The following is a 17620-nucleotide window of genomic DNA, read 5'->3' as shown; positions in this document are numbered from 1 at the left end:
CTGCCGGGTTCGGGCCGGGCGGAATCCGCCGGACCGCTCCGGTCACCGGCCCTACCGGTCCGGGCGCTGCGCCGGGAAGCCGCGGCACGGCACCCGTGCCGTCCGGCCCCGGAGGATTGCGCCACGTCGGGCCCGTACCGGCCGGCGGGCCGGGATTGCGCGGGACCGCCCCGGTGTCGCGCGGTCCGCCGGGGATACGCGGTGTGGCCCCGGTGCCGGCCGGACCACTCGGAATCCGCGGCGTCGCACCGGTTCCCGCCGGACCGCCCGGGACGCGCCGGGTCGCACCGCTACCGACCGGGCCGCCGGGGACATGCGGGGTCGCACCCGTGCCGCCCGGTCCGCCGGGCATACGTGGCATCGCGCCCGTACCCGCCGGGCCGCCGGGTACGCGCGGAATCGCACCCGTGCCGCCCGCATGCCGCGGAGGCAGCGGGCCGGGCGGGATCCGCGGAATGGGCCCGGTGTCGTCCATATCTCCGTCCGCCGGCGGCAGATCCGGCCGCGGTCCGCCCGGCGCGCGCCGCGGCGGACGGGCCGGCGCCTCACCGCGCGGCGGAGTCCCGGGGCGCCTCGGGACTCGTGCGTGCGTGCCCGTCTCGTACGGGTCCGGTCGCCCGCCGGGATACGGCGGAGGCACCGATCGGCCGGGCGACCCGTATCCGGGCGGAGTCGTCTCGTGGTCCGGCTCCGCGCGGCCGTGCCGCCCCCCGGTGCGCCCGCCCGGGTACTCCGGCTCGGAATAGCCGGTGGCGTAGCCGGATTCGCCGTACTCTCCCCCGTCCCCCAGATCCGGTGCCCGGTGCGTCCCGGTCCGGTAGCCGCCTTCGGCGTATCCCTCGCCGTAATAGGAATCGCCGTAGTCGGTGTCGTCCCGCTCGGAGTCATGATCGGATCGATGATCTCCACGGCCGAACATGTTCATACCTCCCCTCCGGCGCGGCCCACCCCGCCGGATTGCGGCGACAGACTGTGGTGTCCGCCGCTCGACCCGTAACCGCCTGCGCCGCGCGATGTCTCGTCGAGCTGGTCGACCTCTACGAAATCCACCAGTTCCACACGCTGCACCAGCAATTGTGCGATCCGATCGCCGCGACGCAACTGAATCGCCGTACGCGGATCGTGATTGATCAGGCAGACCTTGATCTCACCCCGGTAGCCGGCATCGACCGTGCCGGGCGTGTTGACGACGGACAGACCCGTCTTGGCGGCCAGTCCCGACCGGGGATGAATGAGGCCGACGGTGCCCACCGGCAACGCGACGGCGATTCCGGTACCGACGAGCACCCGCTCGCCCGGCTCCAGGATGACGTCTTCGGTGGTGCACAAATCCACTCCGGCATCGCCCGGGTGCGCACGCGTGGGCACCGGGACGCCGGGATCGAGCCGCAGCAGAGGTATGGGTGCAATTCCGGTCACGTCCAGCGAGCCTACGCGTCCGGCGGCCGGGCCGTGGGAGCGCCGGGCCCCGATGTGGCGGCGACGATCGACGGCGGTCGCGGACGGCGCGCAGCGGCTCCCGCCGACAGCGAATATGTCGGCCTGACCTAGCATGATGTGGTGTCCGACCAGTCCCCCGCAGTACCTCCCCACGAGTCTCCAGCGCGCGCACATGCCGACGCCCCCGCCCCGGTCTACTCCGAACGGCTGTGGGTCCCGCTGTGGTGGTGGCCGGTGGCGCTGGCGGTGACCGGTCTGCTGGCCGCCGAAATCCACATGGGCGCGCCGGGGATCCGGGCGTGGCTGCCGTACGTGCTGCTGTTCCCGGTACCCGTCTGGGCGCTGATATGGGTGAGCCGCCATCGGGTGGAGGTGGCGCCGGATGCCGACGGCATCCTCGAATTGCGCGCGGACCGGGCCCACTTACCGGTAACGTATGTATCCCGGGCGGTGGCGGTTCCGGCCAGCGCGAAGAGCGCGGCACTGGGTCGTCAGCTCGACCCGGCCGCATTCGTCCAGCATCGTCCGTGGATCGGGCCCATGGTCCTGCTCGTCCTCGACGATCCGGACGACCCCGCTCCGTACTGGCTGATCAGCACGCGTAAACCCGAACAGGTACTGGCCGCGCTCGGCGTACCGAGCGCGGGCTGACGAGACCTGCCGGGCTGATTGTCGTCGTTTCTTCTGCTACCCGCGGAACGAATCCGCTGCGGCCGCACGGATCCGCTCAGGCAGCGCAATCCATGCAGATCATCTGCCCGCCGGCCTCGCTGGCGAGTCTGCTGCGGTGATGAACCAGGAAGCAGCTCGAGCAGGTGAACTCGTCGGCCTGTTTCGGGATCACCCGGACCGAGAGCACCTCCTCGGACAGATCCGCGCCGGGAAGCTCGAACGACTCCGCGGTATCGGATTCGTCGATATCCACGACGGCGGACGCGGCCTCGTTGCGACGAGCCTTCAGCTCCTCGAGCGAGTCCTCCGACACCTCATCGGATTCACTGCGCCTAGGTGCGTCATAGTCGGTTGCCATGTCGTCTTCCCCTCGTCCTTACTCCGTATATCCCGGACCGGCTCCGCCGAACGTCGATCCCTGTCGGAATCGCCCGGCGATGCCGCCCCGCCGTGGTGTACGTCACGTGTACACCGCTCGCCGCCCGGCCGGATCACCCTGATCCATACCGGATCGCGCTCGGTCAACGCAGGACATGCCCTGGTTGTTCCCGAAATCGCTTCCCTGATTCACATCAGCCGATTCGTATCGGGCCGCCAGACAATAGCGGACGCCGGGGCAAAAGTCGCAATCAAAACTCGAGCGAGTCGAAACCGACGGGTAATCGTCACTGCGATCGCACGGGTGTGGCGATACGCCACCGCTTCGTGCCCGGCGGTTCCCCGGCCCGTGACCCGATCGCGATCCCCGCGGCCCCGCCGATCGTTACGATCCCGATATCCACCGCGGCCGTAGCCGCCGATTTCCACCGCGGCGGCAGCCACATTTCCGCTGTGCCGGCTGCCGCCTGTTTCCGCGGTTCCGCCCCGGCGATTCGGCGCGCAGGTGTCCGCGTGCGCGACCGCGGCCCGCCAACTCGTAAGGTGTGCGTGTGGTTTCACTGATCACCGAAGGCAGCGCGGTCGACAACAAGGGCCGTCCGTTCCTGCGGCGCCGCTACCAGCCGTGGGTCGCACTCATCGCGGTTCTCGCCCTCATCTGCGCAATCGTGTGGATCAAGGCGCTGACCACCGCCGATGCCACCCATACCGCCATGGCCTGCAACTCGCCGGCTCCCGTGTCGGATCCGAACGCCCCGCAGCCCGCGCCGCTCGGCGAGGTGGTGTCCCCGTCGCGGCTGCACGATGTGGAGCCGGCGCCGCTGGCTCAGGCGAAGGTGCGGGTGCTCAACGGCTCCGGCCAGCGCGGCCTGGCCGAGCACATCGCGTCGAAACTCGGTGACTACGGCTTCGCCAGCCCGCCGGCCCCCGTCTTCGCCAACGATCCGGTCTATCTGAGCGGCGACCTGGTGTGCACCGGCCAGATCCGCTACGGCGTGAGCGGGCGCCCCGCCGCGGCCGCGGTCCAGCTCGTCGCGCCGTGCGCGGAGCTCATCGAGGACCAGCGCACAGACGACACGGTCGACCTGGCCCTGGGCACGCTGTTCGGCAACGATCTGCAGCCGAGCACCGATGCCGAGGAAGTGCTGCGCGCGCTGAAGAACCCGGCCCCGAACGGCCCGGACGTCGATTCGGCGCTGCTGCAGGCCGCCCGCACCGCCCGCTGCTGAGCCGCGCTACCCCTCCGGGGCGGGCCGCGCTTACCCCTCCGGGGGGCCGCGCTCACTCCTCCGGGATGGGGGCGGCCACTCCGAGCCGGTCGAAGAGTTCGGCGAGTTCGTCGGCGATGCCCGCGGCGGCAGCCACGGTCAGCGCCCCCTGCGCACCGGTGGAGTCCGCCCCGGGCAGCCGCAGCACCGCGCCCGCCTCGGCCGCGATCAGCGCTCCGGCGGCCCAGTCCCAGGGATTGAGGCCGTGCTCGTAGTGGGCGTCCACGCGGCCCGCCGCCACCATGCACAGATCGAGGGCGGCCGAGCCGATCCGGCGGATGTCGCGGACTCTCGGCAGCAGCCGCGCCACCAGTTCACCCTGCCGTTCGCGCCGTGCCGCGCCGTAGCCGAAGCCGGTGGCCACCAGGGCGAGCCGCAGCGAGTCGATATCGTTGCAGCGCAACGCGATCGGCTCGCCGTCGCGGCCGGCCACGGTGGCGCCCGCGCCCAGTCCGGCGCTGTAGGTGAGCTCCCCGGCCACATCGACTACCGCACCGGCCAGGGAGCGGCCACCGCGCATCGCGGCCACCGATACCGCGTAGGCCGGGATGCCGTACACGAAGTTGACCGTGCCGTCGATCGGATCGACCACCCACACGATCTCGCCGGCGGCGCCGAGGCTGCCGCCGCCCTCCTCACCGAGGACCGTCTCCCCCGGGCGGGCCTCTTCCAGCAACGAGCGGATCAGCCGCTCCGTTTCCGTGTCGACCACGGTGACGGGATCGGTGGGCGTCGATTTGGTGCGGACCGAGCTGTCCTCGGTCCGCCCCGGGCCGAAGACCTCGGGACGGCGGCGGCGGACGTGTGCGGCCGCGGTCTCGGCCAGATAGACTGAGACACGGCGTAATTCGGCGATTTCGGCAGGATCCAGGACGGGCGCTTCCGCGATATCGGCGGGTGAATTCGTCTCGGGCACGGTTTCCATCCGACCACAGATCCGCCCGGACTCGCATCCGCGCGGTCGCAGCCGTGGGCGCGTCGCGCGGTGTAACGTGCCGCTGGCACCTTCATCGGCCTAGACCACAGGGAACGAGGAGTTCGCGATGTCCGCTCGGGGGCAAGCATTCGGTATCGATATCGGGGGCAGCGGGGTGAAGGGCGCGGTCGTCGACCTCGCCACCGGCGACCTCGCCCACGAACGGATCAAGATCTCCACGCCCCACCCGGCCACCCCCAACGCCATCGCCGAAACCGTCGCCAAACTCGTCACCCAGGCCGACTGGGACGGCCCGGTCGGCCTCACCCTGCCCAGCGTCGTGGTCAACGGCATCGCCCGCACCGCCGCCAACATCGACAAGAGCTGGATCGACACCGACGCGCGTCAGCTGTTCTCGCTGGCGCTGGGCGGACGCGAGGTCGTGGTGCTCAACGACGCCGACGCGGCGGGTCTGGCCGAGGACCGCTACGGCGCGGCCCGCAACATCGACGGCCTGGTGATGCTGCTGACGTTCGGCACCGGCATCGGCTCGGCGCTGCTGAACCACGGCGTCCTGGTTCCCAACACCGAACTGGGCCACATCGAGGTGCACGGCAAGGAGGCCGAACATCGGGCCGCGTCGTCGGTGAAGGAACGAAAGAATCTGTCGTACAAGGAGTGGGCCGCCGAGGTGACCAAGGTACTGGTCACCCTGGAGGATCTGTTCTGGCCGACGGTGTTCGTCGCCGGCGGCGGGATCAGCCGCGATGCCGAGCACTGGATCCCGTTGCTGGCCAATCGGACTCCGGTCGCGGCCGCCCATCTGCGCAATACCGCGGGTATCGTGGGCGCCGCGATGGCCGTGGATAGCGGGATCGCGCCGTGAGCACTCGTTGCCGATAGTTACAATGGAACGAGACCGGCGGTGAGCCGGAAAACAACCCCGGCACGTAGAGCCGGGTTCAACCCCGACAGAACCGCTCCGCCGGATGATTACTCTGGCGTGACGCCGCACGAGACCGTCACGAAAGGGCGTACGTGGTAGCCACGAATACCCGACAGACCGCCGAATCGGCCGAAGCTGCCGACTCCGCAGAAGGCACCGCAGCACGGCCGGTCCGCAAGGCTGCCGCGAAGAAGGCCCCGGCCAAGAAGGTCGCCGCGAAGAAGGCCCCCGCCAAGAAGGCGGGAGCCAAGGCTGCGAAGAAAGCGCCCGCCAAGAAGGCCACCACCAAGAAGGCGGCCCCCGGTGCGGACAACGAATCCGACGAACACCTCGACGACGAGTCGCTGGAACTCGACGATCTCGGTGATCTGGAGGTCTCCGAGGACGATCTGAGCGAGGACGGCGAAGATCTGGTCGAAGAGACCGCAGAGGACGAAGCCGAGGACGAGGAAGCCGACGAGCCCTCGGAGAAGGACAAGGCCTCCGGCGACTTCGTCTGGGACGAAGAGGAATCCGAGGCCCTTCGTCAGGCTCGCAAGGACGCCGAGCTCACCGCCTCCGCGGACTCGGTGCGCGCCTATCTCAAGCAGATCGGCAAGGTCGCGCTGCTCAACGCGGAGGAGGAGGTCGAACTCGCCAAGCGGATCGAGGCCGGTCTCTACGCCACCGAGAAGCTGCGCGAATTCGCCGACAAGGGCGAGAAGCTGCCGGTGGCCACCCGCCGTGATCTGCAGTGGATCATGCGCGACGGCAACCGCGCCAAGAACCACCTGCTCGAGGCCAACCTGCGTCTGGTCGTCTCGCTGGCCAAGCGCTACACCGGCCGCGGCATGGCGTTCCTGGACCTGATCCAGGAGGGCAACCTGGGTCTGATCCGCGCGGTGGAGAAGTTCGACTACACCAAGGGCTACAAGTTCTCCACGTACGCCACCTGGTGGATCCGCCAGGCCATCACCCGCGCGATGGCCGACCAGGCCCGCACCATTCGTATTCCGGTGCACATGGTCGAGGTCATCAACAAGCTGGGCCGCATCCAACGCGAGCTGCTGCAGGATCTGGGCCGCGAGCCCACACCCGAAGAGCTCGCCAAGGAAATGGACATCACGCCGGAGAAGGTCCTCGAGATCCAGCAGTACGCGCGTGAGCCCATCTCGCTGGACCAGACCATCGGTGACGAGGGTGATTCCCAGCTCGGCGACTTCATCGAGGACTCCGAGGCGGTCGTCGCGGTCGACGCGGTGAGTTTCACGCTGCTGCAGGATCAGCTGCAGTCGGTGCTGGAGACGCTGTCCGAACGCGAGGCGGGCGTGGTCCGGCTGCGCTTCGGCCTCACCGACGGTCAGCCGCGCACCCTCGACGAGATCGGCCAGGTCTACGGGGTCACCCGTGAGCGCATCCGCCAGATCGAGTCGAAGACCATGAGCAAGCTGCGCCACCCCAGCCGCTCCCAGGTGCTGCGCGACTACCTGGACTGATATTCACGCCACCGACGATGCCGCCGAGGTTCCGCCTCGGCGGCATCGTCGTTATGTCCGGCGTATTGCCGCGACGGCCCCCTAGGGTGGGCTGTCGTGGATCAGTTGGTGTTGGTTTTCGTGCTGGCGTTCGCGACGATCCTGGCGCAGCCGCTGGGTCGGCGCATCGGTTTGGCGCCCGCGGTGCTGATGACGATCTTCGGACTCGTCATGGCCGTCCTGCCGTTCGTGCCGAATATCGCGCTGGCGCCCGATCTCATCCTCCCGCTGGTCCTGCCGCCGCTGCTGTACGCCTCGGCCCGGCGCACCTCCTGGCAGCAGTTCGCGTCCAACGCCGGTGCGATCCTGTTGCGCGCGGTCGGTCTGGTGGTGGCCACCGCGGCCGCGGTCGCCGCGATCTTCCACCTCTGGTATCCGGCGCTGCCGGTGGGTACGGCATTCGCACTGGGCGCGGTGGTGGCGCCGCCGGATCCGGTGGCGGTGAGCGCGATGGCGGACCGGCTGGGCCTGCCGCGGCGTCTGGTGGCGGTGCTCGAAGGTGAGGGCCTGTTCAACGACGTGACCGCGGTGGTGATCTACGACGTCGCGGTGCACGCGGTGGTGACCGGTCAATTCTCGGCCTGGCGCACGGCGATCGACTTCGTGGTCTCCGCGGTGGTGGCGGTGGCGGTCGGGCTCGCGCTCGGCTGGGCCGGCAGTGCCATGATGCGGCGACTGACCGAAGCGCCGTGGCAGGTGGCCCTGGGCTTGCTGCTGCCGTTCGCCGCCTACGGGCTGGCCGAAGCCGCACACGGTTCGGCGGTACTCGCGGTATTGGTGTGCGCGCTGTACCTCACCGATGCCGCAACGGATTTCAGCGATGTCGGGTACCGGATCGTCGGCGATTCGTTCTGGGATGTGATCGACATGCTGGTCACCGGGTTCGCTTTCGGGTTGGTAGGTCTCGAGCTGAGTACGGTGCTCGCCACCACCGGCCCGAACTGGCCGCGGCTGCTCGGCGGGGCGGCGGCGGTGGTCGGCGTGGTGGTCGGCCTGCGGTTGGTGTGGCTGCTCGCCAGTACCGGGCTGTTTCGCGGCTGGTGGCGGCGCCGGCGCGTGGACGAGCCCTACACCTGGCGCGAAACCGTGGTCACCTGGTGGGCCGGCATGCGCGGGGTGGTGACCGTCGCGCTGGCGCTGGCGTTGCCGCTGACCACCGATTCGGGGGCGGACTTCCCCGGCCGCACCGAGGTCTTGTTCATCGCGTTCGTCGTCGTGCTGTTCACACTGCTGCTGCAGGGACCCACGCTGCCCTGGGTAGCCCGCTGGACCGGAGTGAAGGCCGATACCGAGGTCGAACGGGATATGGAGCGGCGGTTGTGGACGCGGATCCTGCGCGCGGAACTGGCCCGGCTGGAGGAGATCGCCGACAACGAGGATCTGCCCGACGAGGTGTATCAGCGGCTGCGCGACACCGTGGAACGCCGGTTGATGCGCGCCGATCCGGAAGCCGCGGAGGCCGCGGACGGCAGCAAGGCCGTCGAGCACGCCATGCGATTGACCGGCAAATTGCGCACGATCAGCAACGACGTCCTCGACGCCGGACGCGGTGAAGCCCTGGCGGCCCGGCGCGAACCGGGAATGCCGCCGGATCTGGTGGATCGGGTGATGCGCCGCTTGGACCTGCGCCCGCCGCCGCTGCTGTGAGATTGCGGGGCCCGCGGCGCGGTCGAGTCCCCTGAACACGTCGCGGCGATCGGCGGCCGGTAGGGCGAACCGCCGATGCGAACTGGGCTGGAGCGCCGGCAAACATCAGCTATTTTCCAGGACTAACGTTCGGGAAATTTACTACCTGCGAGTATCTCGCTAATGTGCGGACGGTCACCGGCATGGGGATGCGGTGACGCACTTTCGGCAAGGAGTCCGCATGCTTCAGATCGACCAGTTCACCTACGGGTGGTTGACACCCACACTGGCCTACATCATGTCCGTCATCGGTTCGTTGCTCGCGCTGCGCTGCATGGTGCGTGCGCGGGCCAACCCCGGGCACCGCGGATGGATCGTCACCGCGGCGGTCGCCCTGGGCGGCACGGGCGTCTGGGTGATGCACTTCATCGCGATGCTGGGTTTCTCGGTCCGCGGGGCGACCATTCGCTACAACATCCCGATCACGTTGATCAGCGCCGCGATCGCGGTGGTCGTGGTGTGGATCGGCCTGTCGCTGGTGAGCCGCCGGCAGGGCGACACCTCCGCCCTGCTGACCGGCGGGGCGGTCACGGGGCTGGGCGTGGCCGCGATGCACTACGCCGGCATGTACGCGATGAAGACCGATGTCGCGATGCACTACGACCCCTGGCCGGTCATCGTCTCCATCGTGATCGCGGTGGTGGCGGCGACCGCGGCGCTGTGGTTCGCGCTGCACGTGGAGGGGCTGCCCGCCACCATAGGTTCGGCGATGATCATGGGCGTCGCGGTCTGCGGTATGCACTACACCGGCATGTACGCCATGCAGGCCCATATGACCGACCATATGCAGGCACCGTCGGGCGCCCAGGCCAATGAGTTGCTGACGCCTCTGATCATCGGTGTGAGCATGGTGACGCTGCTGCTGTTCCTGCAGGTCGGTATCACCGATATCCACGAACCGGATCTGTCGCGTATCCGTGGACAGCGCGCGAGCCGGTACTGGCCGAGCAGCGCCGAGTCCGGACCCCCGGCGGCAGAGCCGTTCGCCCGCGAGGAGCACGCCGCCGACGAGACGCATCGGCACCGTCGATAACGACCGCCGTCGTGGACGCGCAATCCGGTGATCGCACAGCTCGGTCGCAGGAATCCGCCGCGAGGCGAACCCGCGGCACCGGATTACGCGGGTCGGTGGGCGCAGCGGCCCGGCGCGGGCGACACTGGCATACGTGGCGTCCTCCGCGTTGAATCACTACCGGTCCCCGTGGACCCGGACTCTCGACCTCGATGCCGGGCGGCGGCAACTGCTGGACTGGTGGCACGGCCCGGACCGGATCTACCGGGCCGGGAAGGCCGTCCACGACCACCTGGCCGGTGCGCCCGCCTCCTGCGCCTACGCGTTCACGCTGTTCGTCACCTGGTGGACGCTGCGCGGAATCAGCGATTTCGCCGGGCATCGGCTGATCCTGTCGGCCTCGACGAATCTGCACAATATGCGCCGCGAGCCGGTGCAGGTGCTGGTCGCTTCGGCGTTCTGGACCGACGGCGGATTCCCGTGGGTGATCATCCTCGGTTTCCTGACCGTGATGGCCTTCGCGGAACGCTGGCTGGGCACGTTGCGGTGGATCATGGTGTTCGCCTGCGGCCATGTCGGTGCCTCGATGATCGTGGTCACCGGCATCGCCTTCGCGGTGCATCACGACCTGATCCCGCTGCGCATCGCGGTGGCCTCCGATGTCGGATCCTCCTACGGCTCCACCGCGGTGCTGGCCGCACTGAGCTTCCATCTACGCGGCACGCCCCGAGCCGTGTGGGCGGCGGGATTGCCGGCCTGGTTCGGCTTCGCCGCCTGGCACGGGCGCACATTCACCGACTACGGCCACCTGACGGCCCTGTGCATCGGCTTCGCGGTCGGGGCGGTCGCGGTGGCGTTGTCGCGACGACTCGAGCGCATCCGCGACCAGCGGCCCGCGAGCACCCTCCGCCTTCCCGGCGACACCACACCCGGGCCGATCGATCCTCCGCCGCCGGCGGGCCCCCGGGTGCGGGAGAACCAGCCCTCAGCCGACGGCCGGAGCGAATCGACGCTGCATTGAGCGCACCACCGGTTCCACCACCCGCGCCGCGACCGGTCCGAGGATCGCCATCAGCAGAACGTAGGCCGAGGCCAGCGCCGCCAGCTTGCCCGGCACCGCCCCCACCGAAACGGCAAGTCCCGCGATGACGATCGAGAATTCACCGCGGGCCACCAGGGCGGCGCCGGCGCGCGCGCGACCCAGGCGGCCGATGCCCTGCCGCTTGGCCGCGAACCAGCCGGTCCCGATCTTGGTCAGCGTGGTGATCACGGCCAGCAACACCGCCCAGCCGAGAACCTGCGGGATCTTGTGCGGATCGGTGTTGAGGCCGAAGGCCACGAAGAAGATGGCGGCGAACAGATCCCGCAGGGGTTCCAGCAGTTTCGCGGCGCTCTGCGCGGTGGACCCGGAGATCGCGATGCCCAGCAGGAACGCACCGACGGCGGCCGACACGTTCAGCCCCGAGGCGATGCCCGCGACCAACAGCGCCGCCCCCAGCAGTTGCAGCAGGAACACCTCGCGATCCTTGCTGTCCACGATCGCGGACACGAAGCGCCCGTAGCGCAGCGCGATGACCAGCACGATCGCGATCACGAGCAGGGCGAGCGCGAGCGAGCGCAACCCCGCCATCCAGCCGACACCGGCCAGGATGGTGGTCAGGATCGGCAGGTAGATCGCCATCGCCAGATCCTCGAACACCAGGACCGACAGCACGACCGGCGTCTCCCGGTTACCGAGCCGGCCGAGGTCGTTGAGCACCTTCGCCGCGATGCCGGAGGAGGAGATGTAGGTGACGCCGGCCAGGGTGATCGCGCCGGTCGGCCCCCAGCCGAGCAGCAGCGCCACCACCGCGCCGGGCGTGGCGTTGAGCACGATGTCGAGCAGGCCCGCCAGCCAGGACTTGCGCATTCCCGACACCAGTTCCGGTGCGGTGTATTCCAGGCCGAGCAGCAACAGCAGCAGGACGACGCCGATTTCGCCTGCGAGATGGCCGAATTCGGAGGCGGCCTTGACGGTCAGCACACCGCCGTCGCCGAAGGCCAGGCCGCCGAGCAGGTAGAGGGGGATCGGGGACATGCCGAAACGCCCTGCGACGCGCCCCAGGACACCGAGGGCGAACAGGACCGCTCCGAGCTCGAACAGGGCTAGTGCGGTCGACTCCACCGGCTCACCCGCCGGTCAGAATCTCGAGCGCCGCGTCGAGGCCCTGCGGTGTTCCGACCACGACCAGCAGATCGCCCGCGACGAGCACGAAGTCCGGACCGGGCGAGGGATAGATCTGCCCGGCCCGCATCACGGCCACGATGGACGCCTTGGTGCGAGTGCGCATGCGGGTGTCGCCGAGCGCCCGCCCCGAATACGGCGATTCGTCGCCGATCGGGAGCTGGCGGGTGGTGATGCCCGGCAGATCGCGATGATCGTCCTTGAGCTTCTCCACCAGCTGCGGCGCGCCCAGCAGATTGGCGAGCACGGCCGCCTCGTCGACGGTGAGCGGTACCTGGGCGGCGCAGTCGTCGGGATCGTCGTGTTTGGAGACGATGAGATCGATGCCACCGTCGCGATGCGCGACCACTCCGATCCGGCGACCGGACCGCGCCTCGAAGTCCTTCCGGACGCCAATTCCCGGCAGTTGTGTCACATCGACGTTCACGAAATCCAGCCTAGATCAAGCACTTCGAGAGGCAGGCCACTGATCCGGGTCAGCGGTGAGCGCCGGAAATGTCCCTTTTTCATCCAGGGCATAGTAACTGGTACGCACCACCGCGGTGACGGGAAGCGGCCCGTAGAGGTGCGGAAAGCGCATCGAACCCGGATCGCCGGCCACCCCCGGCTCCCAGCGCAGCGGCGCGGTCAGGCGGGTGACGTCGATCCAGAGCAGCAGCATATCGTCGCGACCGGCGAACAGCCGATTCGCCGGCAGGTGTACCTGATGCGGCGCGGACAGATGAAGGAACCCCTCGCTCTCCAGCGAAGGTGCCACGCGTTCGCCGATCCGCTGCGCCTGCTCCCACTCCGCGGGCGTGCAGAGGTGAACCAGCATGCGCCCGTTGATGTTGTCGGCGTCGGCGGCGTGGGCAACGTTGTCGGCAGTCACGGCAGCACCATACCCAGCGTGGCGCGCGCGACCCGCCGAAAGGAACGAAGCGGACGTTTGATTGAGCGGTTGATTGTCGGTGGGCGCGGGTAATCTGCGAGCAGACAACTGGATCGGCCTTTTTCCGAAGTGTTGAACCACAGGTGGTGAACCGAGGTTCCCAAGGATGGCCATGGTGTTCGCCCACAGCGAAATACCTGGTCATGTTAGGGAAAACACATACAAACATCTTCGGGAACAAAGCCCCCGTCCCGAACGTCTGACAGAGTAGTCATCAGCCCCTGCTGGGAAGTAGCGGTAGCGAGCCCGCGGAAGGGACCGTGGGCCCCACACCAGGCGAACGGCTTTCTGCGCCGGGAGCCAGGACGGAGGAGTCATGCCAGGAACACTGACAAGCACCCCACTGACCGCGGTCGATCGTTGCGACCGCTGCGGGGCGGCCGCGCGCGTGCGCGCGACACTTCCCGCCGGTGGCGAGTTGCTCTTCTGCCAACACCACGCGAACGAGCACATGGAGCGCCTGCGCGAGCTGGAGGCAGTCATCGATACCGAGGCGGCACCGGCACTATAGGCCGGCTCCTCACGTCCCCTGTCAGCCAAGGGCGGCCTTCGGGCCGCCCTTTTCGTGTCTCCGGCCACCCCGCCCGTGCCGCAGGTCACACCGGACCGGGGGCGAGCCCGTCCAGCAGGCGCGCCAGCCCGAACTCGAAGGCGCCGTCGGGATCTCCGGGCGCCTGATACTGCTCCCCCACCGCGGTACCCACCCGCTCCGCGAGCGGAAACGACTGCCCCGTCGTGGCCTCGGTGAGCAGCGGCCCGTACACCTCCCACCACCGCGCATCGCTCATCTCATCGGCTTCCCGCCGGGCCGCGACCGCGGTGCGGGCATTGCCGGTCGCGAAATCCGACAGCACGGCGATCGTCCGATCCATCTCGACATCGGTCAGCCCCGACCCGTCCAGCGCGCTCAACTGCCGTTCGTAGCGCCGCAGCCGTCCCGGGCCCAGCTCCAGCCGCCACGGCGGAACCTCCAGCAACCACGGATGCGCGAGCAGTTCCGCACGCACGCCGCGAGCGACCGCGGCCAGACGCTCGCGCAGCGGCGCGGCCGGATCGATCGGCGCGTCCTCGGCGGCCACCCAGTCGACCATCGCGATGATCAGCGCCTGCTTATCCGGGACGTAGGTGTAGAGACTCATCGGGCCCAGCCCCAGCGCCGTGGCCACCGCGCGGATGGACACCGCGCCGTAGCCGTCGCGGTCGGCGATGCGGACGGCCGTGCGGATCACCTCGTCGACCTCGACCGTCTGCTTGGGCCCGCGTAACACCGGCCGGGCCGGGAGCTCGCGGCGCCACAGTAGTGCGATCACCTGTCGCGCCCGGTCGGACGCGGATTTCTGGGCCACCACACTCCTCGGGAATCTCATTACACCGTACGGGGTTATAATACTCCGTACGCTATACGTAGATAAGCGAGGGCCCTCTGCACACCACACATGCCACCTACCTGTCCGACCGCCATGCGTTCGCCCTCTGGAACTGGGCCGGCCGGGTGACCGAACCCCCACCGCACGGCGCGCGCGACACCGTCCGGCTCGCCGTGCCGGGGCCCGACGGCACCGCGATCGAGGTGAGCGAGGTCGCCTGCGCCGTGGTCGACGCCGATCGGCTCGATGCTGTCGAGGTGGGCCACGCCGGTTCGTCGCTGTCGGCCTGGCAGCTCGTCGCACGGGAGGCGGGCGGGCCGGAGCTGCTGCCCGCCGCGGGCCACGCCGTACCCAATGCGGCCGCCACCGCGATCGTCTCCGCCGACCGGGCGGTGCGGGCCTACCGCGACACCGAGGAGGTCGTGCGGGCGTTGCGCGAGCCGCTGCGCGCGCGGTTGCGGCCCTATCAGGCGCGCGGGATCGCCTGGCTGCACCGGACGACCGCCGAATACGGCGGCGCGGTGCTCGCCGACGAGATGGGTCTGGGAAAAACCGTGCAGGCCATCGGCTTTCTGCTCGGACGCGCCGACGACGGTCCGCAACTGGTGGTCTGCCCGACCTCGCTGGTCGGCAACTGGGTGCACGAGATCAGCCGCTTCGCGCCCGGCCTACGCCCGATCGCGTGGCGCGGCGGGGAGCTCGGCGATCTCGCACCCGACGCGGTGATCGTCACCGGATATCCGACGCTGCGCGGCTACGGGCCGGCACTGGCCGATATCGATTGGGCCACCGCGGTTTTCGATGAGGCGCAAGTACTGAAGAATCCTCGCACGCAGGTGTCGCGGGCGGCGCGGGGCGTATCCGCGCGAGCGCGGGTCGCGTTGACCGGTACGCCCGTGGAGAACCATCTCGACGAACTGTGGGCGCTGCTCAATCTGGTCACGCCCGCCGCGTTCACCCACAAGGCGCAGTTCCGGCGACGCTTCGTCCGGCCCATCGAGGAGGGCTCCACCGCGGCCGTGCGGCGACTGCACGACACCATCGAGCCGATCGTGCTGGCCCGCAGGAAACTTCAGGTCGCCGCGACCTTGCCGCCGAAGATCCACACCGATCTGGTTTGCGATCTGACCACGGAGCAGCAGCGCCTCTACGACGAGTTGCTCGACCGCGCCGAGGCCGACGGATTCGGTGTGGGCGCCGAACGCAATGCGCGCGTGCTGGCCGCGCTGACCGCCCTGAAGCAGGTCTGCAACCATCCCGGGCTGGTCACCGGCGATCTCGACGAGCTCACCGGACGCAGCGGGAAGTTCGACGTCTGCTCCGACATCCTCGCCAACAACCTCGAACTGGACTGCCCGACACTGGTTTTCACCCAGTATCGGCGCACCGGCGAGTTGCTGGCACGACACTGCACCGAGCGATTCGACGTGGCGGCGCCGGTATTCCACGGCGGCCTGTCACAGGCCGAGCGCGATGCGATCGTCACGGCATTCCAGAGCGCCGACGGCCCGCCGATCCTGATCCTGAGCCTGCGCGCCGCCGGAACCGGCCTGACCCTGACCCGCGCCGCGGACGTGGTGCACTACGACCGCTGGTGGAATCCCGCGGTCGAGGCGCAGGCGTCCGACCGCGCACATCGCATCGGACAGACCCGCCCGGTCACGATTACCACACTGACCAGCGCCACCACCGTCGAGGAACATATCGCCGGCATGCACGATCGCAAATCCGCGCTGGCCGGACTCGGCGCCGGCGACGGACGGTCGGCGGTGGCGCGGCTGGCCCGATTGGACGACGACCATCTGCTGGCGGTACTGCGCCGGAAGCGAGGCAACTGACATGCCCGACAACGAATTCGGTTATACGCCGTGGGGTATGGGCTGGGTGCGGCTGGCCGAGCCGATCCGGACCGCACGTCCCGAGCCGCTGCTGCCCCGGGCCCGCAGTATCGCCCGCAACGGTGGCGTCCGCCTGGATGTCGACGGCACGACGGTCTCGGCGCATATCCACCGCGGCGGGCAGGCGTCGGTGACACTGCTGGAGATCGCACCGTTGCCGGCGTCCGTGGTGAACGCCATGGCCGAGCACATCCCCGCGCATCTGGTCCAACTCACCGATGAGGTGCACGCCGTCCTCACCGCCGCCGGCCTGGCCCCGACACCTCGGCTCGACGCGACCGACTGCTCGTGCTCGGCCCGCAATCCACGCTGCCTGCACCTGCTGGCAGCCTGCTATGCCCTCGCCCGGGCGGTGGACGAGAACCCTTGGCTGTCCTTGGATCTGCAGGGCTACCGGTCCGGTGGCGCGCCGGAGAGCGGAGCGGCGGACGCCCCGCCCGCGCGGTGGACACCGCTCGATTCTCTCGACCCCGCAACGTTTTTCACCGGCATGGCGACGGATGAGCCGGTGCGGCGACACTCTGCCGGTTAGACGACGCTCCTGCCGTCAGCCGTCGTGCGGGCCGGACTGTGCGGCCCGCACGACGGAATGTCAGGCGTTGGTACCGCCGTCGACGGTGAGGGTCGCACCGGTCAGCCGGGTGCCGGACGGGCCGGCGAGGAAGGCGACGACACCCGCGACGTCGTCGGCCTCGCCGAAGCGCCCGAGCGCCGAATGCCGCAGTTGGTTCTCGGCGTGCGAGGACGCGGCCGGGTTCATATCGGTGTCGGTGGAGCCCGGCTGGACGAGATTGACCGTGATTCCGCGGGGGCCCAGTTCCCGGGCGAGGGCACGGGTGAATCCGTTGAGTGCGGATTTGCTGAGGTTGTAGAGCGTCAGTCCCTCGAACAGCGCGCGTTCGGACAGATTCGAGCCGATGCTGATGATGCGCCCGCCGGGGCCCATGTACGCGAGTGCGGCCTGCGCCGCGACGAAAGCCGCCCGGGCGTGGATGTGCAGCGCCTCATCGATCTCGGCGACGGTGAAATCGGTGAACGGCTTGGCCGGGAAGATGCCCGCGTTGTTGACCAGGACGTCGACGCCGCCCAGTTCCGCGGCGGTGCGATGGACCGCCGCGGTGACCTGCCCGGCATCGGCGCTGTCGGCGCGCACCGCGATCGCGCGCCGCCCGAGGGCACGGATATCGGCGGCCACCGCCTCGGCCGCCTCGGCGCCGCCGCGGTAGGTCAGCGCCACATCCATCCCGTCGGCGGCCAGCCGCCGCGCGATCGCGGCACCGATGCCCCGGCTGCCTCCGGTCACGAGAGCCACGGTGGTCGACTCGCTCATCTGCACTCCAATTCTGTGTCGATCAATACAAAAATAGC

At 69.4% G+C, this 17620-nt stretch carries 18 protein-coding genes and 1 pseudogene; 10 read left to right on the top strand and 9 right to left on the bottom strand.

Features of this window, described 5'->3' with window-relative positions:
- A pseudogene (locus NK1_RS35470) lies at positions 1–919 on the bottom strand (hypothetical protein); the annotation flags it as partial.
- Positions 920–921: 2 nt separating this feature from the next.
- Entirely contained in the window at positions 922–1419 is a 498-nt protein-coding gene (dut, locus tag NK1_RS31385) for a dUTP diphosphatase (RefSeq protein ID WP_063014616.1), read from the bottom strand.
- 228 nt (positions 1420–1647) lie between these two features.
- On the opposite strand from dut, the gene NK1_RS31380 reads away from it, so the two are divergent.
- Positions 1648–2091 (top strand): DUF3093 domain-containing protein, encoded by a 444-nt coding sequence (locus tag NK1_RS31380; protein WP_039779414.1) that lies wholly within the window; start codon positions 1648–1650, stop codon positions 2089–2091.
- Between the two features lie 76 nt (positions 2092–2167).
- On the opposite strand, the gene NK1_RS31375 is transcribed toward NK1_RS31380, so the two are convergent.
- Positions 2168–2470, bottom strand: coding sequence for a DUF4193 domain-containing protein (locus tag NK1_RS31375; RefSeq protein WP_025351469.1), 303 nt, complete (start codon positions 2468–2470; stop codon positions 2168–2170).
- A gap of 571 nt (positions 2471–3041) precedes the next feature.
- On the opposite strand from NK1_RS31375, the gene cei reads away from it, so the two are divergent.
- Positions 3042–3719 carry an envelope integrity protein Cei gene (gene cei / locus NK1_RS31370; RefSeq protein ID WP_063014614.1) on the top strand — a complete coding sequence of 226 codons (678 nt, stop codon included), beginning with the start codon at positions 3042–3044 and terminating at the stop codon, positions 3717–3719.
- A 52-nt stretch (positions 3720–3771) separates the two neighbouring features.
- Here the strand turns inward: cei and NK1_RS31365 are convergent, their stop codons facing one another.
- Positions 3772–4683: an inositol monophosphatase family protein gene (locus NK1_RS31365; RefSeq protein WP_084461827.1), complete on the bottom strand. Its 912-nt coding sequence runs from the start codon at positions 4681–4683 to the stop codon at positions 3772–3774.
- Positions 4684–4801: 118 nt separating this feature from the next.
- Here NK1_RS31365 and ppgK point away from each other — a divergent pair, with 118 nt between their 5' ends.
- From ppgK to NK1_RS31340, 5 genes are all read left to right on the top strand, one after another.
- Positions 4802–5560 carry a polyphosphate--glucose phosphotransferase gene (gene ppgK / locus NK1_RS31360; protein WP_063014606.1) on the top strand — a complete coding sequence of 253 codons (759 nt, stop codon included), beginning with the start codon at positions 4802–4804 and terminating at the stop codon, positions 5558–5560.
- Between the two features lie 152 nt (positions 5561–5712).
- Positions 5713–7095 (top strand): RNA polymerase sigma factor, encoded by a 1383-nt coding sequence (locus NK1_RS31355; protein ID WP_063014604.1) that lies wholly within the window; start codon positions 5713–5715, stop codon positions 7093–7095.
- 96 nt (positions 7096–7191) lie between these two features.
- Positions 7192–8781, top strand: a complete 1590-nt coding sequence (locus NK1_RS31350; protein ID WP_063014602.1) for a Na+/H+ antiporter — start codon at positions 7192–7194, stop codon at positions 8779–8781.
- Between the two features lie 220 nt (positions 8782–9001).
- Entirely contained in the window at positions 9002–9853 is an 852-nt protein-coding gene (locus tag NK1_RS31345) for an MHYT domain-containing protein (RefSeq protein ID WP_063906161.1), read from the top strand.
- A gap of 133 nt (positions 9854–9986) precedes the next feature.
- A complete protein-coding gene (locus tag NK1_RS31340) occupies positions 9987–10853 on the top strand; it encodes a rhomboid-like protein (protein ID WP_174552774.1) in 867 nt (288 codons plus the stop codon).
- Here the strand turns inward: NK1_RS31340 and NK1_RS31335 are convergent.
- Genes NK1_RS31335 through NK1_RS31325 form a run of 3 tightly spaced genes read right to left on the bottom strand, consistent with a single transcriptional unit; the run spans position 10818 to position 12873 of the window.
- On the bottom strand, positions 10818–11996 hold the full coding sequence (locus NK1_RS31335) for a cation:proton antiporter (RefSeq protein WP_063014600.1): 1179 nt from the start codon (positions 11994–11996) through the stop codon (positions 10818–10820). The genes NK1_RS31340 and NK1_RS31335 overlap by 36 nt on opposite strands.
- 4 nt (positions 11997–12000) lie before the next feature.
- Positions 12001–12483: a cation:proton antiporter regulatory subunit gene (locus tag NK1_RS31330; RefSeq protein WP_063014598.1), complete on the bottom strand. Its 483-nt coding sequence runs from the start codon at positions 12481–12483 to the stop codon at positions 12001–12003.
- 15 nt (positions 12484–12498) lie between these two features.
- Positions 12499–12873 (bottom strand): DUF952 domain-containing protein, encoded by a 375-nt coding sequence (locus tag NK1_RS31325; protein ID WP_063014610.1) that lies wholly within the window; start codon positions 12871–12873, stop codon positions 12499–12501.
- 430 nt (positions 12874–13303) lie between these two features.
- Between NK1_RS31325 and NK1_RS31320 the strand changes: the two genes are divergently transcribed.
- Entirely contained in the window at positions 13304–13498 is a 195-nt protein-coding gene (locus NK1_RS31320) for a DUF7455 domain-containing protein (RefSeq protein ID WP_063014596.1), read from the top strand.
- An 85-nt stretch (positions 13499–13583) separates the two neighbouring features.
- Here NK1_RS31320 and NK1_RS31315 read toward each other — a convergent pair whose 3' ends face one another.
- Positions 13584–14354: a TetR/AcrR family transcriptional regulator gene (locus tag NK1_RS31315; protein ID WP_063014594.1), complete on the bottom strand. Its 771-nt coding sequence runs from the start codon at positions 14352–14354 to the stop codon at positions 13584–13586.
- Positions 14355–14479: 125 nt separating this feature from the next.
- On the opposite strand from NK1_RS31315, the gene NK1_RS31310 reads away from it, so the two are divergent.
- On the top strand, positions 14480–16192 hold the full coding sequence (locus NK1_RS31310) for a DEAD/DEAH box helicase (protein WP_369689834.1): 1713 nt from the start codon (positions 14480–14482) through the stop codon (positions 16190–16192).
- A 1-nt stretch (position 16193) separates the two neighbouring features.
- Positions 16194–16784, top strand: coding sequence for an SWIM zinc finger family protein (locus NK1_RS31305; protein WP_063014590.1), 591 nt, complete (start codon positions 16194–16196; stop codon positions 16782–16784).
- Positions 16785–16844: 60 nt separating this feature from the next.
- Here NK1_RS31305 and NK1_RS31300 read toward each other — a convergent pair whose 3' ends face one another.
- Positions 16845–17582, bottom strand: a complete 738-nt coding sequence (locus NK1_RS31300) for an SDR family NAD(P)-dependent oxidoreductase (RefSeq protein WP_063014588.1) — start codon at positions 17580–17582, stop codon at positions 16845–16847.
- Between the last annotated feature and the right edge of the window lie 38 nt (positions 17583–17620).

It is taken from the genome of Nocardia kruczakiae NBRC 101016 (assembly GCF_001612965.1).
Taxonomy (GTDB): Bacteria; Actinomycetota; Actinomycetes; order Mycobacteriales; family Mycobacteriaceae; genus Nocardia; species Nocardia kruczakiae.
The sequence above is the reverse complement of the archived record's forward strand: the minus strand, read 5'-3'. Positions and strand labels throughout refer to the sequence as shown.